Source organism: Streptomyces sp. NBC_00076 (genome assembly GCF_045041235.1).
Lineage (GTDB): Bacteria > Actinomycetota > Actinomycetes > Streptomycetales > Streptomycetaceae > Streptomyces.
Genome location: NZ_CP108242.1, coordinates 7,060,664 through 7,082,516 on the forward strand (window position 1 = coordinate 7,060,664; position 21,853 = coordinate 7,082,516).

A 21,853-nucleotide genomic window follows, 5' to 3' on the forward strand; every position below is an offset into this window, starting at 1 on the left:
CGTCAGGGAAGCAGAGTACGGGGAGTTACCGCGCCTTTGCTATCCAGGTCGGACGGCGAGATGTACGACGTCCGGAACGCCCCGGGCAACCGGGATCTCTTCGGTACGCACCTGCTGGAACCCGGCATTCCGCAAGGTTCCCTCGAATTCCGGCGAGGGTCGGGCGGACCATACCGCCAGCACCCCTCCCGGCCTCAACACCCTTGCGCAGCAGGAGAGTCCGGCTGGTGAGTAGAGGCCGTGGTTGCCCTCAGTCACCGTCCAGTCGGGCCCGTTGTCGATGTCGAGGCACAGGGCGTCGAATGTGGCGCATGTCTCATTGACGAATGCGACCAGATCGGTTTTCAGAATGTCGGTGCGCGGATCGGCGAGGGCGGGGGCGGAGAGAGCGGACAACGGCCCCTCGCGATGCCAGTCGATCACGGCGGCCTCGCGCTCGACCACCGTGATGCGGCCCCAGCGGGGATCGGCGGCGGCGTGTGCGAGCGAGAAGCCCACGCCAAGACCCCCGATCAGCACACTCGGCTCGGCCCGTCCGTCGAGAGCCTCCAGCGCCGCGTCGATCAGTCGTCGCTCCGAACGGCCGTCGGACGTGTCCATCAGGAAGCACCCGTTGGCGATGATCTGAAGCAGCCCACCATGGCGTCGCAGCACGACCTCGCCGTGCGGGCCCTCGCGACGGTCCAGGACCTCGGGAGTGTCGTTCTGAGTGCGCACCGGCTCATCCTGGCAGTCCCGTGCGCGGCGGGGCACGCGGTTTTCCTGGGAAGTCGCTGTGAATCACGGCTTTCGTGGCACCGGTCATAGACAGTGCCGCGCCGGACGACGAAGGGTGAGGGAAACGGAAGGAGCGCCTCACCGTGGACCGGACCGTGACGGCCGCCGACGCGACGGCGAATGTGGCTCCTCCGCCGTGCGACGTGCCCTGTGACATGCCGTGCGACGTGCCGTGCGAGGTGGCGCACGAGGCTCCCTCCCGGGCATCCTCCGGCGCCGGTCCGCCCGGGGTGTCGGGACTGCTGGAGGCGATGCCGCGGCAGCGGAGCGTGGACGCCGGTGCCACGACCACCGCGCCGACCCCGCCCGCCGCCCCCACCGCACCGGCCGCCCCCGCGCCAGTCCGGCGCCCGCGCCCCTGGCTGCTGCTGCCCACGCCCACCCGGACGCCGTTCACGATCGGGTACGCCACCGTGCTCGCCGTCACCTCGCTGGTCACGGAGTACGCCGCCCCGTCGGTCGTGCACACCCTGCACCAGGCTTCCAGCACCGATGTGGCCCACCTCGTGCAGTGGCCCGTGGCGGTGCTGCTGGCCAGCGCGCTGTGGATCGCGGGCGGGCTCCTGTCGCCGTACGCGATCGGGCTCCTGCTCGTGCTCACGGCCCTGGAGCGCCGGATCGGCGGTGCGCGCACCGCCGGGGTGTTTCTGCTCGGGCACGTCCTCGCCACGCTGGCGACCGAGGGGGCCGTGGGGCTCGGGGTCCTGGTCGGGCATCTGCCCGACAGCTCGTTGCACCGCCTCGACTACGGCGTCAGCTTCGGCGTCGCCACCTGTGTGGGCGCCCTCGCCGGGCTGCTCACGCCGTGGCTGCGCCGGCCCCTGCTGACCGCCTTCGGCGGCATGGTGGTGCTGGACCTGATCGCGTTCACGGACCCCATGACGAACTGGGGGCACCTGATATCGCTGGGGATCGGCGTGGCCACCTGGCCGGTGACGCGGCGCCACCGGGCCCGCCCGGCCACGACCGCCCCGTAACTCTCCGCTGCCCACGGGCATCTTTCGAACCGTCCGGCTGTTGGGCCGAGGGACGGCCGCTCCGCCTCCCCGAACGTGATCGCTCACAGCGAACGCTCCGTGGGGAACATTCAACCGCTCACATGCATTGAGTCGGCATAGCTCAACTTGACTGCCGAAGGGGAGATCATGGCTTCGACGTCCACACCGCTCACTCTGCCTGTGCTGCCGCTCGACGGCGAGGTCGTACTGCCCGGCATGGTGGTTCCGCTGGACCTGAACGACGCCGATGTGCGCGCCGCGGTGGAGGCGGCCGAGGCCGCCGCCCGCTCGGAGCCCGGGAAGCCCCGGGTCCTGCTGGTGCCGCGCATCGACGGGACATACGCGAGTACCGGTGTGCTCGGCACCATCGAGCAGGTCGGCCGGCTCGCCGACGGCGACCCGGGCGCGCTGATCCGCGGCCGCGGCCGGGTGAAGATCGGCGCGGGGACCACGGGCCCGGGTGCCGCCCTGTGGGTCGAGGGCGTCCGCATCGACGAGAACGTGCCCGAGCCGTTGCCCGGTCACGTCACCGAACTGGTCAAGGAGTACAAGGCGCTGGCCACGGCGTGGCTGCGTAAGCGTGGTGCCTGGCAGGTCGTGGACCGGGTGCAGGCCATCGACGACGTGTCCGCCCTGGCCGACAACTCCGGTTACTCGCCCTTCCTGACCACCGAGCAGAAGGTGGAGCTCCTGGAGACCGCCGACCCGGTGGCCCGGCTGAAGCTCGCCACCCAGCAACTGCGCGACCACCTCGCCGAGCAGGACGTCGCCGAGACCATCGCCAAGGACGTCCAGGAGGGTGTCGACAAGCAGCAGCGGGAGTTCCTGCTCCGCCGCCAGCTGGACGCCGTACGCAAGGAACTGCGCGACCTCAACGGCGAGTCGGAGGGCGAGGAGTCCGACGACTACCGGACCCGGGTCGAGGCCGCCGACCTGCCCGAGAAGGTCCGTGAGGCCGCCCTCAAGGAGGTCGACAAGCTGGAGCGGTCGAGCGACCAGTCGCCCGAGGGCTCATGGATCCGGACCTGGCTCGACACCGTCCTCGAACTGCCGTGGAACGAACGGACCGAGGACGTGTACGACATCCAGGGCGCCAAGGCGGTGCTGGACGCCGAGCACTCCGGGCTGGCGGACGTGAAGGAACGGATCACCGAGTACCTGGCGGTGCGCAAGCGCCGCAGCGACCGTGGGCTGGGTGTCATCGGCGGGCGGCGCGGCGGTGCCGTGCTCGCGCTCGTCGGGCCGCCCGGTGTCGGCAAGACCTCGCTGGGCGAGTCCGTCGCGCACGCCATGGGGCGGAAGTTCGTCCGGGTCGCGCTCGGCGGTGTCCGGGACGAGGCGGAGATCCGCGGCCACCGGCGTACGTACGTCGGCGCGCTGCCCGGCCGGATCGTGCGCGCGATCAAGGAGGCCGGGTCGATGAACCCGGTGGTCCTGCTGGACGAGATCGACAAGGTGGGGTCCGACTTCCGGGGAGACCCGGCCGCGGCGCTGCTGGAGGTTCTCGACCCGGCGCAGAACCACACCTTCCGGGACCACTACCTCGAGGTCGAACTCGACCTGTCGGACGTCGTCTTCCTGGCCACGGCCAATGTGCTGGAAGCCATCCCGGAAGCGCTGCTCGACCGTATGGAGTTGGTCCGGCTCGACGGCTACACCGAGGACGAGAAGATCGTCATCGCGCGTGACCACCTGCTGCCCCGTCAGCTGGAGCGGGCCGGCCTCAACAAGGACGAGGTGACCCTCGACGAGAGCGCGCTGCGCAAGCTCGCCGGCGAGTACACCCGCGAGGCCGGGGTCCGAACCCTGGAGCGCTCCGTCGCGCGGCTGCTGCGCAAGGTCGCGGCCCAGCACGAACTGGGCGAGCGGGAACTGCCGTTCACCGTCACGGACGAGGACCTGCGCGCGCTGATCGGCCGGCCGCACCATGTGCCGGAGTCCGCCCAGGACCCGGCGGAGCGGCGGACCGCCGTGCCGGGTGTGGCGACGGGGCTCGCGGTCACGGGAGCCGGTGGTGACGTGCTGTTCGTCGAGGCGTCGCTGGCCGACCCGGAGACCGGAGCGGCGGGCCTGACGCTGACGGGCCAGCTGGGCGACGTCATGAAGGAGTCGGCGCAGATCGCGCTGAGCTTCCTGCGCTCGCACGGAGCCGAACTGGAGCTGCCGGTCGCGGACCTGAAGGACCGGGGCGTGCACATCCACTTCCCGGCGGGCGCGGTGCCGAAGGACGGCCCGAGCGCCGGTGTCACGATGACGACGGCGCTGGCGTCGCTGCTCAGCGGCCGCCTGGTCCGTACGGACGTGGCGATGACCGGCGAGGTCTCGCTGACCGGCCGTGTGCTGCCCATCGGCGGGGTGAAGCAGAAGCTGCTCGCCGCGCACCGGGCGGGTGTCACCACTGTCGTCATCCCGAAGCGCAACGAGCCCGACCTGGACGACGTCCCCGCGGAGGTGCTGGACAAGCTCGACGTCCACGCCGTCACGGACGTCCGCCAGGTCCTGGAGCTGGCGCTGTCCCCCGCGACGAACGGGGCCGCGCCGGAGGTTCCGGCCGCGGCGTGACGGACGCGGTCGGATGAGGGGAGGCCCGGGTCCCGTGAGGGAGGCCCGGGCCTTCACCTCGTGTGCGCCGCGCACCTCGGCCCTCGCCGTCGGCGGTGTCCGGGGCGCGAAGTGATGAAGAAGCTACGCACGTAGAACACCGAGGGAGAGACCGAGAGAGAGGAGGGGTCGAACACCGCTGTTCGTCCGGCCCTGGGAAATACTGGCGGAGCTGCGGCGACGACGGCGCTTGGCGGAAACTTTCAGGATCGGGAAACCGAGGCAGGGGCTGACGTGCACGAAGACGGAACCGGCGACGGACGCGGTGTCGAAGCCGGCGTTGCCGCGAGCGGTGTGGACCAGCCCGCGTTCCTCGCGCTGGAACGCGAACTGACCGTTCTGCTGCGGCGGGCCCGCGCCAACCAGGGCGAGATGGCCCGCGAGGTCCACCCGGACCTGGAGTCCGCGGCGTACGGCCTCCTGGTGCGCCTGGACGAGTGCGGACGCCAGCGCGCCACCGAACTCGCCGCGTACATCGGTGTCGGCAAGGCCACGATGTCCCGTCAGTTGCGCGCGCTGGAGGAACTCGGCCTGGTGGCGAGGGAGCCGGACCCGGCCGACGGCCGCGCCTGGCTGGTCGCCCTCACCCAGGAGGGCCACGACCGGGTGACCAGGGTGCGTGAGGCGCGGCGGGCGCGGTACGCCGGTCGTCTGGAGGACTGGGACTCGCGCGAGGTCGCGGAACTGGCGCGACTGCTCAACCAGTTGAACCGGGGCATGGAGAAGTAGTTCCGCGGGACCGTCGGCACCCGCACTGGCCGGCCCCGTCCGGTGGGCCGGTTCCTCAGAGCCCCACGTACACCACCGTCGCGTCGTCGTGCGTCTTGCTGCGGCCCAGGTGCGTCCGCTCCCGCGCGTCCGCCCGCTCCAACTCCCGTACGCGGTCCACCAACGCCTGCGCCCCCTCCTTGCGGACGTAGGTGAGACAGTCCGTCCAGTCGCCCTCGTGGAACTTCTCCACCCAGCGGGTCGCGCCGTCCGTCAGAGCGGTCAGGGCGCGGACGTCCGCACGCGGTACGACCCCTGTCACCGCGCGCGCCGCCACCGTCGGATCCGCCGCCGCCGTGAAGAAGCCGCCCTCCTTGTTGCGGATCGTGGAGTCGATCAAAGCGTCCGTGGCGAGGGCGGATCGGGGGAGGAGTGCCAGACGGTCGTCCAGGTGCGGGGTCACCGCACCGTCGGGGGACTCCAGCAGGAGTGCCGAGTCCGAAAGAATCAGGTACTCGACCGTCTCCGACGACCAGCGGGCCAGAACCACCGTGGCCTGTGGGGTGCGCGGGTGAGAAAGGTCACAAGTGGATTGATGGGCCCCGGTTGTTCGAAGGATCGCCCGGGAGAGGATCTCCGGCAGGGGAAGATCCCGACAGGAAACGGTCAGTTCGGTCAGGGCCCCGCCGAGTCGCGCGGTGAACCAGGGGACGGAATGCAGACAGCCCGTCGCACCCTTCGGTGGAGTCACCCCGTCCAGGACCACGAGCGCACCGCCCAGACCGGAGGCCGGTAGCGCGACACTCGCGAAGTCCTCGTTGGCGCGGGCCCGGTCGCCGGGCTCCGAAACAAGTTCCGTACGCATTCGGCCAGTCTGCACGAGCCCTCCACAAGCTGTGCAAAAGGCTGGCATCGGTTCCCGATTTCACGCAGCCGTGCAGGTCAGACGTCTGGTTTGGGATGGAATGACTCACTCCGGGAAGGCGTGTCGGCGAATATTGCCACCGCCCGCCGTGCACGTCCAACCGGCCCGCCACGCAAGATCGCTGCACGGGCCAGAGAAACTTGCCCGCCAACTCCGGTCCGATGTTCACTCCTTCGGGTGGCGGGTCAGGTGATGCGCGACCGCCGCCCACCGGCACTGGGAGGGTCGGGAACCGCACCGGGTGTATGCACCAGTTGGCCCTGATAGGTGGGTTGATGGGCCGCCACCCGGGCCATGGGTATTCACGAGTCAGGAATGCGAGCACCGGTGCAGAAGACGCGGCCTCGTCGTACAGGCAAGCAGGCGGCCTCCGGCAAAGGCGTGGAGCAGACACCCGGCACGCCCGACCCCGGCACGCCTGGAACCCCTCACTCCGGCATGCCCGGCAGCCCCTCCGCCGCTGCCGTCGCCGCCCCCGTCGGCAAGGGCCGCCCCACACACGTGCGCACGCGGCTCATTCTCGCCGTCACCGTCGTAGCCGCCGCCATCGCCGGAGCCGGTGTCCCCTCCCTGGTCACCGCCTCCGGGCAGCTCAGTGACTCCCAGGACCTGGTGACCCTCGCCGAGCAGACCCAGGACGCGCTCACCCTCGCCCACTCGCTCGCCGACGAACGCGACGAGGTCACCCCGTACATCGCGGCCGGCCGGCCCAAGTCCAAGGCGCCCAACGAGCAGCAGAGCGCCCGTGTCGACCGGCAGGTCGAGGAGATGCGCGCCGACACGGACACACCCGCCGCCGTCCGCGAGGACCTCGACACCATCGCCGCCGTGCGCAGGTCGGCCCTCACCGGCAAGAGCGGCGCGCTCGAGGCGCACCAGGCCTACTCCGCCGCCATCACCGACCTGCACCTCCTCGCCGAGCAGCTGGCCGACCAGATGCCGCCCCGCGCGGGCTCCGGCGCCTACGCCCTCGCCGAGCTGGACTCCGCCGTCCAGCAGGCCGCCGCGACCCGAGGGCTGCTGCTCGCCGCGCTGAACGTGCCGACGACGACACAGTCCGTCATCGACCCCGCCACCGGCCTGCCGACCACGCGGCCCACCTCCTCGGCCGCCGACACCAAGCTGCGTGGCGCCCTCAGCGCCGCCGCCCAGCAGGCCCGCCTGCGCTCCGACGCCGCCCTCGCCGACTTCCAGGAGTCCGCGCCCGCCGCGGCCAAGGCGAGCTACGACTCCACGGTCACCGGCCCCGAGGTCAACTCCGCCGAGAAGTACCTCGCCGCCCTCACCGACCAGCCGGCCCTCGCCGACAACGAGCTCGACACCAGCGCCGGCAAGGTCGACGCCGCGCTCTCCGCCCGGATCGACGCGATGCGCGGCGCGGAGGCCGCCCTCTACGACCGCCGGGTCAAGGAACTCGCCCAGCTGCGCGACGACGACGTCACCGCGCTGGAGATCCGGATCGCCGTTCTCGGCGCCCTGATACTGCTGGCCGTCGGCGTCGCCACCGCCATGGCCCGCACCCTCACCCAGCCGCTCTCCGTGCTGCGCCGCGGCTCCGCCCGACTCGCCCAGGCGGAGAACCCCGGCGCCGAGGAACCCGTCGCCTTCACCGGCCGCGACGACGAGTTCGCCCAGGTCGTACGCTCCGTCAACGCCCTGCACGCACACGCCGCCGCCCTCGCCGAGCGCGTCACCACCCTCGAGGCCGACCGCAAGCACCTGGTCGGCCAGCGGCAGCGGATGGCCGACGCCCGCGAGCAGCTCCAGGCGGAACTCGCCGAATCCGCCGCCCAGTTGGAGCGGACGCGCACCAGCATCTCCGCCACCTTCGTGAACCTCGCGCTGCGCACCCTGGGCCTGGTCGAGCGGCAACTCGGCGTCATCGAGGGCCTGGAGGAACGCGAGCAGGACCCGGACCGGCTGGCCACGCTCTTCAAGCTCGACCACTTCGCCACGGTCATGCGCCGGCACAGCGAGAACCTCCTCGTCCTCGCCGGCACCGAACACGTCCAGCAGACCGCAGGTCCGGTACCGCTGATCGACGTCGTACGCGCCGCGGTCAGCGAGATCGAGCGGTACGAACGGGTCCGCATCGCCGCGCTCCCGCCGCACGCGCACCTGGCCGGGTTCGCCGCTGACGACCTCTCCCACCTGCTGGCCGAACTCATGGAGAACGCCACCTCGTTCTCCCCGCCCGACGTGCCCGTCGAGGTCTCCGGCTGGCTCCTGGAGAGCGGCGAGGTCATGCTCTCCGTCCAGGACGAGGGCATCGGCATGACCGCCGACCGCCTGGCCCGGCTCAACGCCCGCCTCGCCGACTTCACCCCCGAGACCTCGTACGACTCCTACGGCTCTCCCGACCCGTCCGAGGAGGACGGCGAGGAGGGGCTCGGGCTCGGGCTGTACGTGGTGGCCCGGCTCGCTCACCGGCACGGGGTGCGGGTGCAGTTGCGCGAGCAGAAGCAGGGCGGGATCGCCGCGGTCGTCGTACTGCCGAAGGGCCTGCTGGCCCCCGCGCCGTCCGCCGCCGTCCCGACGGCGTCGTCGGCGCCGGTCGCCGGCGGTACGCACACCTTCTCCCTGCCCGGCGCGAACGCCGAGGCCAACTCCAACGTCCTCAGGGGTCGTTCGAAGGCCGAGGACCCGCTGGTCACGCTCGCGGAGAACGCCGTACGTCACTCGGAGACGGGCCCGGACGACCACTCGGCAGTCCCCGAGACCCCGGCCGAGACCACGATGGAGCTTCTGGTTCCGATACCCGCGCAGGCGGAACCGGAGGCCGCCGAACCCGAGATCCCCGAACCCGAGGCCTCCGAACCCGAGACATTCGAACCCGGGGTTTTCGAACCAGCACTCACCGACCACGAGGACGCCCGACCGGGACCACTCGCGGCCGCCGAGGGCCTCCGCACGGACCGTGCGGACGGAACCGGGCCCGCCGCAGGCGAAGCCGAGACCGAACCGAGCCACGACCGTGCCCCGGACACCCCGGATACCTCGGCCACCCCGGATACCTCGGCCACCCCGGACGCGCCGGAGGAGCTCGTCACCGACAAGGGCCTCCCCAAGCGCACCCCGAAGATCACCGCCCCGGCAACCGCCCCGCGCTCACGCGGCGGATCCGTCGACGCCGAGGCACTCCGCCGCCGCCTGGGCGGCTTCCGCCGGGGGGCGGAGGCCGGCTATCGCGACGTCGAGGCGGAGATCGCCGAGGAGACGGGACAGCACCAGGCGCCCGCGGGGGGAACCGCAGGAACCGCACCATCCGATGAAGCCACGGGGGGCACCGTCGAGGAGGCAAGCAGTTGACCGCGCCCAGTACCTTCGGACTGAGCCGTGAGGCCCGCAATCTTCACTTTCTGCTGACCAATCTCGTCGAGGAGGTGCCGGGCATCCAGTCGGTGGCGGTCGTCTCCTCCGACGGCCTGCTCCTGCTGTCCACCGACCCCGTCCTGCCCCGCGCCCGGTCCAACCCGCGCGAGGGGACCCCGGGTCTCCCGGTACGGGAGACCCGCACGGAGACGCCCTCAGGGCCGCGTGGCTCCGCAGCCGACCTCGCCACCATCGTCTCCGGCATCGGCAGCCTCACCATCGGCGCCGCCAGGCTGATGGAGTCCGGCCCGGTGAAACACACCATGGTCGCGATGGACGAGGGCAGCCTGTTCGTGATGTCGATCAGCGACGGCTCGCTGCTCGGTGTGCACGGCTCCGCGGAGTGCGACATGAGTGTCGTGGCGTATCACATGGCACTGTTCGTGGGCCGCGCCGGGCATGTCCTGACGCCCGAACTCCGCAGCGAGCTACGACAGACCCTGGAGAACGGGTCGACGCCGACAGGGAGCGCCCGATGAGCGGCACGCCGAGCAGTTCCCCGAAGGGGCTCCCCGTGCGCGGCGCGGACCGCAAGCCCGCCCGGGTGCGCCCGTACTCGCTCACCGGCGGCCGGACCCGCTTCGGACACGTCCTTCTCGTGGAGACATTCGTAGGAAGCACAGCGGCGCTCGAAGCGCCCGAGGAGCGCAAGGAACTGGCGAACGGCTCCCTCAACACCCGGGTCATGCCGGAGATGCGGGCCATCGTCGAACTGTGCCGCCGGATGCGCACGGTGGCCGAGATCGCGGCGTTGCTGAAGATGCCGCTCGGTGTGGTCCGGGTGCTGCTGAGCGACCTCGCGGACCAGGGAAAGATCCGTGTGTACGGAACAGGGACCGGTCACGGCACCGGCCGGCCGGACCGTGTGCTGCTGGAAAGGGTGCTGAGTGGACTCCGTCGCCTCTGACGCCGCTCGTAGCGTCGTCTCCCCGTTCGTCGAGGCCGAGGAGGACCTGAGGTCCTGGCAGACGGACCGTACCCGGGCCCCCATCGCGACGAAGGTCGTGGTGGCGGGCGGCTTCGGCGTCGGCAAGACCACCCTGGTCACCGCCGTCTCGGAGATCACGCCCCTGCAGACCGAGGCGTTGATGACCCAGGCGAGCGAGGAGCACGACGACCTCACCGCCACGCCCGACAAGCTGACCACCACCGTGGCCATGGACTTCGGCCGCCTCACGCTCGACGACGACCTGGTGCTCTACCTGTTCGGCACGCCCGGCCAGCAGCGGTTCTGGTTCATGTGGGACGACCTGGTGCGCGGCGCGATCGGCGCGGTCGTGATGGCCGACACCCGCCGTCTGAAGGACTGCTTCCCGGCGCTGGACTACTTCGAGAGCTGCGGGGTGCCGTACGTCGTCGCGGTCAACCACTTCGACCACAGCGAGCTGTTCGAGCCGGACGACGTGCGGGAGGCGCTCACGATCCCCCCGCACATACCTGTCATGATCATGGATGCTCGGCGCAGGATCTCGGTGATCGAGACCCTTCTGTCCCTCGTCGGCCACGCGCTGGACGAGACCCCCGAGTAGTCCAGAGCAGTCCCCTGTAAGGAGCCAGCACCCGTATGCGGAAGATACTCGTCGTCGGAGCCGGCCAGTCCGGTCTCCAGCTCGCCCTCGGACTCCAGTCGCAGGGGTACGAGGTCACCCTGATGTCCAACCGGACGGCGGACGAGATCCGCTCCGGCCGGGTCATGTCGACGCAGTGCATGTTCCACACGGCACTCGACCACGAGCGCGATCTCCAGCTGAACTTCTGGGAGTCCCAGGCCCCGAAGATCGAAGGACTCGGCGTCTCGGTGGCGGCCCCCGGCTCGCACGACCCGGGCCCGACCCAGCGGGCGATCGACTGGGTGGGCAGGCTCGACGGTTACGCGCAGTCGGTCGACCAGCGGGTGAAGATGGCCGGCTGGATGGAGACGTTCGCGCAGCGCGGCGGCCAGCTGGTCATCCACGGCGCGGCGGTCGGCGACCTCGACTACTTCGCCCGTACCTACGACCTGGTGCTGGTGTCGGCGGGTAAGGGCGAGCTGGTGCAGATGTTCGGCCGGGACCCGGAGCGCTCTCCCTACAGCGAGCCGCAGCGGGCCCTGGCGGTGTCGTACGTCCACGGGCTGGGGCCGCGGCCCGAGCACCCCGACTACGACGCGGTCCGCTGCAATCTGGTCCCCGGGGTCGGCGAGCTGTTCGTCATGCCGACGCTCACCACCTCCGGACGCGCGGACATCCTCTTCTGGGAGGGCATACCCGGCGGCCCGCTGGACGTCTTCAACGGCGTCAAGGACCCGGCGCAGCACCTCTCCCTGACCCTGGAACTCATGGAGAAGTTCGTTCCCTGGGAGTACGCGCGGACCACGAAGGTCGAACTGACCGACGCCGGTGGTGTGCTGGCCGGCCGCTACGCCCCCACCGTCCGCAACCCGGTCGGCCGGCTCCCCGGCGGCGGCCTCGTCCTCGGCGTCGCCGACGTGGTCGTCGCCAACGACCCGATCACCGGACAGGGCTCCAACTCGGCGTCCAAGTGCGCCGCCGCGTATCTCGCGTCCATCCTCGAACACGGGGAGAAGGAGTTCGACGAGGCCTGGATGCGCGGTACCTTCGACCGGTACTGGGAGACGGCCCAGCATGTGACCAAGTGGACCAACGCGATGCTGGCTCCGCCGCCGGAGCACATCCTGAACCTGATCGGCGCGGCGGGCCAACTGCCCCCGGTCGCCGACCGGTTCGCCAACGGGTTCAACGATCCTGCGGACTTCGAGAACTTCTTCTATGAGCCGGAGAAGACGGGTGCGTATCTGGCCTCGGTCACCGGAGCCTGACAAGCTCCTGACCAGCGATCCGGCAGTGGTCATTGGTCGTTGTTGGCCGTTGTCGGCTGGCCTCGGACGGCCCACGGACGGCCCCGGCCGTGAGTGACTGCTGCCGTTGACGTGAGTCCTGACGGCGAAGGCCCCCAGCCTTGATCCGCTGGGGGCCTTCGCTGTTGGGGCGCGGTTGGATCCGGACCTCCGACATCCACCTTGTACGGGCGGACCTGATCGGCATCCGGGATGACCAGTTCACCCCGGCTGGGGCGGCAGCCCAGCTCAGCCACGCAGGTGTAGTCACGACGCCGAACTCCACGAGCCGCATGCTCACGACTCGGCACCCGCCCTAGTCGCCCTTGGGTCGCGGCGGGTCGTCCGGGCGTACGGCGCCCAGGATCGGGTTCGAGGCGATGGGGGAGAGCTTGACCCTGGTGCCCGGGCGGGGCGCCTGGACCACCTGGCCCTTGCCCACGTACATCGCCACGTGGGTGGCCTCGGGGAAGTAGATCACCAGGTCGCCGGGCCGCAGTCGGTTCAGGGGGATCCTCGGCAGCCGGGCCCACTGCTCCTGGCTGGTGCGCGGGATGGGGACCCCGGCGCTCCGCCATGCCTCGGACGTCAGGCCCGAGCAGTCGTACGACTTCGGGCCCTCCGCGCCCCACTCGTACGGCTTCCCGAGCTGCCCTACGGCGTACCGCACGGCCCTGTCTCCCTTGCCCGACGGCTTGTCGTCGTCATTGAGGGTGCCGGAGGACATGAGCTTCTCCTGCGCCTTGTCGACACCGTCCTTCTCGAACTCGGCGAGCGCGGTGAGCTGCTGCGGGGTGAGGGAGGACAGGAGCCCCTCGACGCTCCTGAGGCGTTTGCCGACGTCGTCGCGGACCTTCTGCTGCCGTGCGGCGAGGGTGAGTTGGTCGTCCAGGGCCTTGCGGGCCTGGCGGGCCAGGTCGTCGGCCTTCTTCTCGCTGCCGACCAGGCGGCCCACCGTCTCGGACCGCTCCCGGGCCAACTGGCCGATCACATGGCCCTGGTCGAGGGCGTGCTGGGGATCGCGGGCGAGGAGGAGGCGGACGTACGGGGAGAGGCCGGTGGTGCTCTGGTACTGCTGCCGGGCCAGCCGGCCCGCCGCGCCCCGGCTGTCGTGCAGGGAGAGCCGGGCCAGGGCGAGAGCGTTCTCCAGCCGCTCGGTCTCGGCGCGCTGCCTCGTCAGCTGTTCCTCGGTGGTGTTGTACGTCTCGGTGGCCTTCTCCGCCTCCCGGTAAAGGCGCTGAAGGTCCGTCAGCAGCTCGGGCAGGGAGCGGTTGCCGGGTCGGGCGGGGTCCGGTACGGCTGTCGCGGGCAGCGGGGCGAGGACGGTTCCGGCCGCCATCGCCGCCGTCGCGGCCATACATACCAGACGTAGAAACCTTTCTGACACGCCATCACCTCCGGTGCGCGGTACGCGGCCCTTCCGCGGAGCTCCGCATCGCGAGCATGTGACGTGTTCCGGAGGTTCGCGCGCGGGGTGTGGGCGGTTCGGCGCAACGCGGTCACCCGTCGGTGTCGCACCGCTTGCCGCCCGGCGTGCCGTCTGGTGTGGCGTCAGGCCCGGTCTCCGGTCGGGCCGCCGGAGTCCGGTTTCGACCAGGGCCACCTCAGCCTGCTGTCCTGCTTCCCCTCCGGGTCGTGCACGTACTTCCAGCCCTGGGGAAGGCCGAGGCGTTTGCTGTGGCCGCGCGGGGTCCTCTGGTAGACGAGCACGGTGGGCGGGCCGCCGGCGGCGTCCGGGACGGGGATGCGGTACGTCTTGGGCGGGTGCCCGGTCGGACCCAGCAGGACGGGCAGGACCCGGCCGTCCATGGGGCCGCCCTCGAAGGGGGTGTCTTCGCTCTTCACCGCACCAGTGTCAGCCATCCGCCCCGCACCGGTGTCAGCCATCCGCTCCGCGCGGGGTCAGCCGTCCGCCAGCAGGTCCTCGACCAGTGCCGAGGTCTGCGGGTCGCGGCGCGCGGTCACCGAGAGCACCGCCACGAACTGTTCCACCAGCCAGTCCCGCAGTTCGTCGGCGGGCGGCTGCTTGTCCTCGTCCAGCCAGATGAGCGAGGCCGCCTCCACCGCGGTGATCCACATCCGGACGGTCATCCGCAGCCGCGAGCCGGGCTCCGTGACCCGCAGATGGCTGAGGATGTGCTCGGCCGCTGCCCTTCGTACGCCGTCCACGATGGCGGTCGTACGGGAGGTCTCGACGACGCTGCCGCCCTGGAGCAGGGCGCTGAATCCGGCGTCGTGCTGGTCGACGAAGGTGAGGTAGCGGTCCAGGGCGTGGGCGAGGCGGTCGAGGAGGAGGCCCTCGCGGGGCTCGTCGAAGCACTGCCGGAGTTCCTCGGCGGCGGACCTGAGGGCGGCTTCGTAGAGTTGCTGCTTGCCGCCCGGGAAGTACCGGTACACCAGGGGCCGCGAGACCCCGGCCGCCTCCGCCACGTCGTCGAGCGAGACCTCCTCGGGCGCCCGGTGGGCGAAGAGGGACAGCGCGGCGTCGAGGAGCTGACTGCGGCGCTCCTCGACGCTCAGACGGCGATAGGCGGGGGTGGGGGCGGAGGGGGTCATGACGGGCAGCGTAACCGGTGACGCCGCGTCACTACCCGGACGAACAGGCCACTACCTGGCCAAAATGACGGTTCCCCTAGGCCAGCAGCCCGGACGACCGCCACAGCCGCCGCCCCACGCCCCGCAGCACCCCGATGTCGTCCAGGAAGTCGGTGAGGCGCTTGGCTCCCGTCTGCATGATCTCCCGGCGGTGGTCGCTCGCCCGCACCTGTGCCAGGGCCTCCCGCCGGTCCAGGCCCACATTCGTGTAGACCTCGGGATTGACGAACGCCACGGAGAAGACCCGTGCGAACTCGCCGGACGTGACGCGGGTGAACCCCTGCGACCACCTCGGCGCGGTCACCATCTGGCGGCGCAACTCCTCGCGGGCGTACCGCACATGGCGCGCCTCCTCCACCACGTGGATGCGGGTCACCCCCCGGATCAGGGGCTGGACCCGCTCGTCGGGGAAGGTCAGCCGCTGCATCCAGTCGAGGACCTCCTCGCCGAGCAGGGTGGCGGTGAAGGAACCCGGGGTGGTGGAGATGGTCTTGAAGAGCCGTCCCAGGTGCTGATGGGCCCGGCTCACCGGGTACCAGGGCGTGCCGCCCCGCGCGATCAGCCGGGCGAACATCCTGGAGTGCCGGCACTCGTCCTCGATCTCGGTGAGCGCGTACCGCACGTGGGCGCTCGTCGCCGCCTTGTCGTAGATGTGGCGTACCAGCAGTTGCATCAGGATGATCTCGAACCAGATGCCGAGCGAGGCGAGCGCCGCGGCCTCGTGCTGGGAGAGCAGGATCCGCTGCTCCTCGCTCATCCGCCGCCACAGCGGGGTGTCGTACAGCGAGACCAGTTCCGGCGGCCAGAACCACTTGCCCTCCTCGAAGGGCGCCTCCCAGTCGAGCTCCTGGTCCGGATCGAAGGAGTGCTTGGCGGAAGAGGCGAGCAGCCGCTCGGCCACCTGCTCCCGGTCCTTGAGCAGGCCGAGCGCGTCACGCAGGCCGGCGAGCGCGTCGGCTTCCGTCAGGGTCGTCATGGCTGGGTCACCTCGTTACCGGGGGTCACATCGTCCGGGTCTTATGAGACTGCCTGTCAGCAAGCTCGTCAATCCCCTGCGCGTGACTTCCGCGCGCGACGTGCCGACCCCGCGCGCGACGAGTCGATCCCCGGGCCGCTCCCTGTCCGGCAGCGCCGACGGCGGTACCGGCGGATGCCTACGACGGGTTCAGCACCGCCTCCATCACCGCCCGCGCGATCGGCGCGGCCATCCCGCCGCCCGTGATGTCCCCCCGGGCCTCCGACGCGTCCTCCACCACCACCGCCACCGCGACCTTCGGTTCGAGGTCGGTGTCGGCCTGCGCCCAGGACACGAACCAGGCATACGGCATACCGGAGTTGAGGAGGCCGTGCTGGGCGGTGCCGGTCTTGCCGCCGACGATGGCGCCCGGGATGGCGGCGTTGGTGCCGGTGCCCTCCGTCACCACCTGGGTCATCAGCTCCTTCAGACGGGCCGCCGTCGACGGTTGCATCGCCTGCCGGACGGTGCGGGACCCGGCCGTCCCCACCGTCGACCCGCCCGCCCGGAGCGTCCGCTCCACCAGATACGGCTCCCGCACCAGCCCCCGGTTGGCCACGGCCCCGGCGACCATCGCCATCTGCAACGGCGTGGCCCGGGTGTTGTACTGGCCGATCGACGACAGCGCCAGCTGCGCCCTGTCCAGCGTCGTGTCGAAGGTGCTGCGCGCCACCGGGAACGGAACCCGCAGCCCCGTGTTGAAGCCGAAGGCCTGCGCGGTGGCCGCCATGTCCCGCACGCCCACATCCACGCCGAGCTTCGCGAACACCGTGTTGCACGACCACTTGAAGGCCTCCCGCAGCGAGAGGTCGACGCAGCCGTCGGACTCGTTCGTCAGCCTGGTCGTCGTCCCGGGCAGGGTGTAGGGGGCCGGTGAGCGGGTCGGCTCGTCGAGGTCCGTGATCACACCCGCGTCCAGTGCGGCGGCCGCGGTGACCACCTTGAAGGTCGAACCCGGCGGATACGTCTGCCGCGCCGCCCGGTTGAGCATCGGCTTGTCCGCGTCACGGTTGAGCCGGTCCCAGGACCGGGCCACTCCCGCGTCGTTCCCGGACAGCGCCGCGGGGTCGTACGACGGGCTCGAGACCAGCGCCAGAATCCGCCCGCTCGACGGCTCGATCGCCGCCACCGCGCCCTTGCGTCCGGCCAGCCCCCGGTACGCCGCCCGCTGCGCGGCCCGGTCGAGGGTCGTCACGACGTCGCCCCCCGGGTTCCGCGCGCGCGTGACGTCGTTCCACAGCGGGAACGGCGACAACATCGGATCCGCGCCGGACAGGACACCGTCCTGCGTGTGCTCCAGGAGACTCGTCCCGTACTCCTGCGAGGCGAAGCCGGTCACGGGCGCGAACATCGGGCCGTCGGTGTACGTCCGTTCGTAGCGGAGCTGCTCCTTGGTGTCCCGGGATCCGGTGACCGGCTTGCCGCCGACCAGGATGTCGCCGCGCGGCTGGCCGTAACGGGCGATGTCCAGGCGGCGGTTGGCCGCGTTCTCGTTGTAGGGGCGGGCCTGGAAGACCTGCACGCGGGTGGCGTTGACCAGGAGCGCCAGCAGCAGCAGGGCGCAGAAGACGGCGGCGTGCCGGATGTGCCGGATCAAGGGATCACCCGCTCGGGGTCCTCGTTCTCGGCACGGCCGCGGGCCGAGTCGCTCACCCGGATCAGCAGGGCCACGATCGCCCAGTTGGTGACGACCGAGGAGCCGCCCTGGGCCAGGAACGGCATCGCCATGCCGGTCAGCGGGATCAGGCCGGTCACCCCGCCGGCGATCACGAACACCTGGAGCGCCACGATCGACGCCAGCCCGACCGCGAGCAGCCGGCCGAAGGGGTCGCGCAGGCACAGGCCCGCCCGGTAGCCGCGCTCCACCAGCAGGCCGTACAGCAGGAAGATCGCGGACAGGCCCGTCAGGCCCAGTTCCTCGCCCGCCGTGGCCAGGATGAAGTCCGACTTCACGGCGAAGCCGATGAGGACGGAGTGGCCGAGTCCGAGGCCGGTGCCGGTCACCCCGCCCGCCGCGAACGCGAACAGGGACTGTGCGAGCTGGTTCGGCCCCTGGCCCGCCTCGATCGAGGCGAACGGGTCCAGCCAGTCCTCCACCCTGACGTGCACATGTGGTTCCAGCCAGCTGACGGCGACCGCGCCGAGCGAGGCCAGCAGCAGACCGACCGCGATCCAGCCGGTGCGGCCGGTGGCGACGTACAACAGGACGACGAACAGGCCGAAGAACAACAGCGAGGTCCCGAGGTCGCGTTCCAGTACGAGCACGCCGACACTCACCAGCCAGACGGCGACGATCGGGCCGAGGACCCGGCCGGTCGGCAGCTGGATCCTTCTGAAGCGCCAGATCTGGCGCCCGGCGTACGCCAGCGCGTTGCGGTTGGCCGCCAGATACGCGGCGAAGAACACCGCGAGCAGCACCTTCGCGAACTCGCCCGGCTGGATGGAGAATCCGGCGATCCGGATCCAGATGCGGGCGCCGTTCACCGCCGGGAAGAAGATCGGCAGGGTGAGCAGGGCGAGGGCGGCGGTCACGCAGACGTACGCGTAGCGCTGGAGGACGCGGTGGTCGCGCAGCAGGAGCACGACCACGATGAACAGGGCCACACCGAGGGTGGACCACACCAGTTGGGTGGGCGCCGCCCGGTCGCCGGGCGTCTCCAGGTCGAGGCGGTAGATCAGGACCAGGCCGAGGCCGTTGAGCAGCACGCCGATCGGCAGCAGCAGCGGGTCGGCGCAGGGCGCGCGCAGCCGTACCGCGCAGTGCGCGAGCAGCGCGAGCACGCCGAGCCCGGCGCCGTAGCCTGCGGCGCCGGGCGGGACGGTGCCGTTCCTGGCGAAACCGACCGCGCAGTAGCCGTACACGGACAGCGTCACGGCGAGGACGATGAGGGCCAGTTCGATGCCGCGACGCCGGGGGAGGAGTACGGCGGGCAGGGGTGGGTCCGCTGTCCGCACGGTGGTTCCGGCCTTGATCATGTCCGGAACCTACCCAAATGGCGCTGCTTGTCTTCCTTCGCCATCAGCACCAGCGTGGCGCGGACCCGACGTTGTCGATGTACCGGGCCGCGCCCCAGGCCCAGGTGCCGTCCGTGAGGAGGTACCAGAGCGGGTTGCCGTCGACGGTCTCGCCGCCGGTCTTGCAGAAGATCGAGACGATCTCGCCCTTGTGGGCGTACCGGATGATCTGGCCGCCACGGTCGGGACGGGCACGCAGGGCGAGCGTGCTGGCTGTGACCCGGCCCTTGTACAGGGACTGGGTGTTGTTGCTGTTGTTGGCGTTTTCGTTGGTGTTACTGCCGGTGTTGCTGCCGGTGTTGCTGCCGGTGCCGGTGCCGGTGCCGGTGCCGCTGTTGCCGCCGTTGTCGTATCCGTTGTCGTTGCCGGTCTGGTTCCAGTTGCCGCCGGCCTGATTGCTGCCGGTCTGGTTGCCACCGCTCTGGTTGCTGCCGGCTTGGTTGCCACCGCTCTGGTTGCTACCGGCTTGGTTGCTGCCGGTCTGGTTGCCGCCGGCCTGATTGCTGCCGGTCTGGTTGCCACCGCTCTGGTTGCCGCCGGCCTGGTTGCCGCCACCCTGGTTCCAGGTGCCGTCGTTGCCGCTGGTCTGGCCTCCTTGGCCGTTCCAGTCGTCGTCCGCGATGGCGGGGGCGGCCATGGTCGCGACGGCCAGGGTGCCGACGGCGGTCGCTATGGCGAGGCGGTGGGTGAGGGAGGAACGCAGGGACATGGGAGTACCTCCATGAGGGGCGAAGCGGTCGTAACCTGACTTATCGCCACATTAGGAGTGGTGATCGCGCGGCGCCCCTCACGCTGCGCCATCGGGGAGGCCGGCCCCGCAGGCCGTCGCTGAGGCAGCGTCAGTGAGGCACACGCCCCGCGGCATGCCCGGCCGGGCCGGAACCTTCCTGCGGGGGTCGCCGAACCGTGCGCCCGGGTGGCCCCCGCTGATCCGCCTCGGGAAGAAACGATTACTCGGCGAGCTCCTCCAGCAGCCTGGCCGTCGGCAGTCCCGCCTTCAGGTACTCGACGAACAGCTCGTTGTGCAGCGCCCAGGGCGAGCGGCGGGCCCGTATCAGCCGTATCGCCTCGTCCGCCGAGCGGCCCTGGCGGATCAGGGCGTGCGCGACGACCAGCCCCGAGCGGTTGTAGCCGTGATAACAGCGGACGAGGACCTTGCGGCCCTGGTCCAGCGCCTCGCACGCGGCCCGCGCGAGTCGGATCACCCCCGCGAGCTGGGTGCCGTCCAGTGGCCCGTCGGGAATCGGCCACACATGGTGCTCGACGCCCGGGTCCGGCCCGTGGCCCGGCAGTCTCAGCAGGGTCTGCACGAGGTCGAACTCGCCTGTTACGACGGCGAACTGGATCTGCCCCGGTCGGCTCGCGAACTCGTGCCCGCCCATCCACAGACCGGGCACGATCTCGTTCCACGGACTGTCCGGAGCGGGTACGTCGGCTTGCTTCCTGCGCGTGCGCAACGGCGCCTCCCCAAGCCTCCGCCAACTCACACCCATGGGCCGACAGAACCTACCCGGGTCAACCCCTCCTCAAAGGTAACCGGCTTCTTGCGACGGGAGCACCCCGCCTGTTCCCATGGGTAGGGGTGATGGTGCATGAGCGGACTGCGCGTCGTACCGACCTGGAACCACGGTCAGGAGAGGCTCTACGTCTGCCTCACGGACGGCAGGAACATCGCCTGGTACGACCGTGAGGCAGCCCGGATCAACCTGCTCAGCGAGGACCGCAGACAGGATGTGCTCGACGTTCTCGGGCCCTTCCTGACCGGAACGGTGGCCGTGGGCCCGCCCCCGGTGCCGACCCCCGCGGAACTGGCCCGGCTGTCCCTCCATCCCGACGACGACCTGGCGCCCAACCGCCCCGGCGAGGCGCTCCAGATCGCCCTGGACCGCGACCCGGGGCCCGCGCACCGGCTGCGCCCCGACCCGCGCCGCCGGGCCCTCGCGGCCGAGCAGGCGGTGGGGGAGGCCCTGGACCGGCTGGACCGGGCGGGTTGGCGCGCCCTGCACTCGATCCCGCTGCCCGGCGGCGACCGCGTCCACCATCTGGTGATCGGTCCCGGCGGTCTGTTCGCCGTCCACACGCTGTACGCCCACAAACAGCGGGTCACGGTCGCCGACCCCATGGTCGCGCTGGGCCGCCGCGAACCGCGTCCGCTGCTGCGCCGCGTCCGCGCCGACGCCGACCGGGCCTCCTACGCCCTGACGGCCGAGGTCCGTCCGGTCCTCGCGCTGGTCGGCCCCGCGGACGTTTCGGTCACCGCTCCGCCGAGCGAGGTCCGGGTGCTGACGTCCACGGAACTCGACGGCCTCGCCCGCACCGGCGGCGTCCTCAAGCCGGCGGATGTGGAGACGCTGCACGCGATGGCGCGAGACCGCCACACGTGGGCCTCCGGCGGTTGAGCCGTTTTGCGGTGCGGGTTCTTTGTGGTGCGGGTCCTTTGCGGTGCGGGTTGTGGTGCGGGTCGGATGGGGTGGTCGTTGCCGGGGGCTGCCCCCCCCGACCCCCGCTTCGGCCCTGAAGGGCCTCGTCCTCAAACGCCGGACGGGCTGCATGGTGACCGCGTGGGCTGGCTGGTGGCCGGGCGGACTGCAAGGAGGCGGGCAGCTACTCCGTCAGCCCCGTCGGCGAGGCCGCCGGGCAGGCTGGGAGGCTCGGGGCGGCTGGATGGTGGCGGGGCGAGCAGGAAAGGTGGGGGAGGCCGCCCGTCGACCCCGTCGCGACCCCGTCGGCCTCGTCGGCAACCGCCGGGCGGCCCGTCGGACTGGTCGGCACACCCGCGATCCCGTCGACCTGGTCGGCAACCTGCCAGGCGCCGACCTCGTCGGGCAACCGCCGGGCGGCCCACCGACCTGGTCGGCACACCCGCCGCCCCGCCGACCTCGTCGCCCCGCTCCCCGCACGCCACCCCGCTGACCCCGTCTGCAACCGCGGGCGGCCTGGAAGAGGGGCAGCCCCTCAGCCGCCCCCGGGCCGCCTCCCCCCGTCGGCAACCGCCGGGCACGCTGGAAGGT

General features: G+C 71.2%; 19 protein-coding genes. 9 read left to right on the forward strand and 10 right to left on the reverse strand.

Annotated elements, in window-relative coordinates; translation table 11 throughout:
- Nucleotides 1-39 precede the first annotated feature (39 nt).
- Nucleotides 40-717, reverse strand: coding sequence for a spermidine synthase (locus OHA64_RS32300; RefSeq protein ID WP_405619106.1), 678 nt, complete (start codon nt 715-717; stop codon nt 40-42).
- A 215-nt stretch (nt 718-932) separates the two neighbouring features.
- Here OHA64_RS32300 and OHA64_RS32305 point away from each other — a divergent pair, with 215 nt between their 5' ends.
- From OHA64_RS32305 to OHA64_RS32315, 3 genes are all read left to right on the forward strand, one after another.
- Nucleotides 933-1,754, forward strand: coding sequence for a rhomboid-like protein (locus tag OHA64_RS32305; RefSeq protein ID WP_405624211.1), 822 nt, complete (start codon nt 933-935; stop codon nt 1,752-1,754).
- A 168-nt stretch (nt 1,755-1,922) separates the two neighbouring features.
- Nucleotides 1,923-4,337, forward strand: coding sequence for an endopeptidase La (gene lon / locus OHA64_RS32310; protein WP_405619108.1), 2,415 nt, complete (start codon nt 1,923-1,925; stop codon nt 4,335-4,337).
- A 273-nt stretch (nt 4,338-4,610) separates the two neighbouring features.
- A complete protein-coding gene (locus OHA64_RS32315; protein ID WP_405619110.1) occupies nt 4,611-5,105 on the forward strand; it encodes a MarR family winged helix-turn-helix transcriptional regulator in 495 nt (164 codons plus the stop codon).
- 55 nt (nt 5,106-5,160) lie between these two features.
- On the opposite strand, the gene OHA64_RS32320 is transcribed toward OHA64_RS32315, so the two are convergent.
- Entirely contained in the window at nt 5,161-5,949 is a 789-nt protein-coding gene (locus tag OHA64_RS32320; RefSeq protein WP_405619112.1) for a hypothetical protein, read from the reverse strand.
- 387 nt (nt 5,950-6,336) lie between these two features.
- Here OHA64_RS32320 and OHA64_RS32325 point away from each other — a divergent pair, with 387 nt between their 5' ends.
- Genes OHA64_RS32325 through OHA64_RS32345 form a run of 5 tightly spaced genes read left to right on the forward strand, consistent with a single transcriptional unit; the run spans nt 6,337 to nt 12,199 of the window.
- Nucleotides 6,337-9,318 carry a nitrate- and nitrite sensing domain-containing protein gene (locus OHA64_RS32325; protein ID WP_405619114.1) on the forward strand — a complete coding sequence of 994 codons (2,982 nt, stop codon included), beginning with the start codon at nt 6,337-6,339 and terminating at the stop codon, nt 9,316-9,318.
- On the forward strand, nt 9,315-9,860 hold the full coding sequence (locus OHA64_RS32330) for a roadblock/LC7 domain-containing protein (RefSeq protein WP_405619116.1): 546 nt from the start codon (nt 9,315-9,317) through the stop codon (nt 9,858-9,860). Before OHA64_RS32325 ends, OHA64_RS32330 begins: the two co-directional genes overlap by 4 nt.
- Nucleotides 9,857-10,288 (forward strand): DUF742 domain-containing protein, encoded by a 432-nt coding sequence (locus OHA64_RS32335; RefSeq protein ID WP_405619118.1) that lies wholly within the window; start codon nt 9,857-9,859, stop codon nt 10,286-10,288. The genes OHA64_RS32330 and OHA64_RS32335 overlap by 4 nt, the downstream gene beginning before the upstream one ends.
- Nucleotides 10,269-10,910 (forward strand): GTP-binding protein, encoded by a 642-nt coding sequence (locus tag OHA64_RS32340; protein ID WP_405619120.1) that lies wholly within the window; start codon nt 10,269-10,271, stop codon nt 10,908-10,910. Before OHA64_RS32335 ends, OHA64_RS32340 begins: the two co-directional genes overlap by 20 nt.
- Nucleotides 10,911-10,945: 35 nt before the next feature.
- Nucleotides 10,946-12,199, forward strand: coding sequence for a styrene monooxygenase/indole monooxygenase family protein (locus OHA64_RS32345; protein ID WP_405619122.1), 1,254 nt, complete (start codon nt 10,946-10,948; stop codon nt 12,197-12,199).
- A gap of 334 nt (nt 12,200-12,533) precedes the next feature.
- On the opposite strand, the gene OHA64_RS32350 is transcribed toward OHA64_RS32345, so the two are convergent.
- The 8 genes from OHA64_RS32350 to OHA64_RS32385 form a co-directional block, all read right to left on the reverse strand.
- Nucleotides 12,534-13,556 (reverse strand): NlpC/P60 family protein, encoded by a 1,023-nt coding sequence (locus tag OHA64_RS32350; protein WP_405624212.1) that lies wholly within the window; start codon nt 13,554-13,556, stop codon nt 12,534-12,536.
- A 212-nt stretch (nt 13,557-13,768) separates the two neighbouring features.
- Nucleotides 13,769-14,062: a hypothetical protein gene (locus tag OHA64_RS32355; RefSeq protein ID WP_405619124.1), complete on the reverse strand. Its 294-nt coding sequence runs from the start codon at nt 14,060-14,062 to the stop codon at nt 13,769-13,771.
- A gap of 57 nt (nt 14,063-14,119) precedes the next feature.
- Nucleotides 14,120-14,773, reverse strand: a complete 654-nt coding sequence (locus tag OHA64_RS32360; RefSeq protein WP_405619126.1) for a TetR/AcrR family transcriptional regulator — start codon at nt 14,771-14,773, stop codon at nt 14,120-14,122.
- Between the two features lie 76 nt (nt 14,774-14,849).
- Nucleotides 14,850-15,788: a diiron oxygenase gene (locus OHA64_RS32365; RefSeq protein ID WP_405619128.1), complete on the reverse strand. Its 939-nt coding sequence runs from the start codon at nt 15,786-15,788 to the stop codon at nt 14,850-14,852.
- A gap of 178 nt (nt 15,789-15,966) precedes the next feature.
- Entirely contained in the window at nt 15,967-17,424 is a 1,458-nt protein-coding gene (locus OHA64_RS32370; protein ID WP_405619130.1) for a peptidoglycan D,D-transpeptidase FtsI family protein, read from the reverse strand.
- A complete protein-coding gene (locus OHA64_RS32375; RefSeq protein ID WP_405619132.1) occupies nt 17,421-18,803 on the reverse strand; it encodes an FtsW/RodA/SpoVE family cell cycle protein in 1,383 nt (460 codons plus the stop codon). The genes OHA64_RS32370 and OHA64_RS32375 overlap by 4 nt, the downstream gene beginning before the upstream one ends.
- 43 nt (nt 18,804-18,846) lie before the next feature.
- On the reverse strand, nt 18,847-19,551 hold the full coding sequence (locus tag OHA64_RS32380; RefSeq protein ID WP_405619134.1) for an SH3 domain-containing protein: 705 nt from the start codon (nt 19,549-19,551) through the stop codon (nt 18,847-18,849).
- A 241-nt stretch (nt 19,552-19,792) separates the two neighbouring features.
- Nucleotides 19,793-20,299 carry a dual specificity protein phosphatase family protein gene (locus tag OHA64_RS32385; protein WP_405619136.1) on the reverse strand — a complete coding sequence of 169 codons (507 nt, stop codon included), beginning with the start codon at nt 20,297-20,299 and terminating at the stop codon, nt 19,793-19,795.
- A 135-nt stretch (nt 20,300-20,434) separates the two neighbouring features.
- Here OHA64_RS32385 and OHA64_RS32390 point away from each other — a divergent pair, with 135 nt between their 5' ends.
- Nucleotides 20,435-21,241, forward strand: a complete 807-nt coding sequence (locus tag OHA64_RS32390) for a nuclease-related domain-containing protein (protein WP_405619138.1) — start codon at nt 20,435-20,437, stop codon at nt 21,239-21,241.
- Nucleotides 21,242-21,853: the final 612 nt, after the last annotated feature.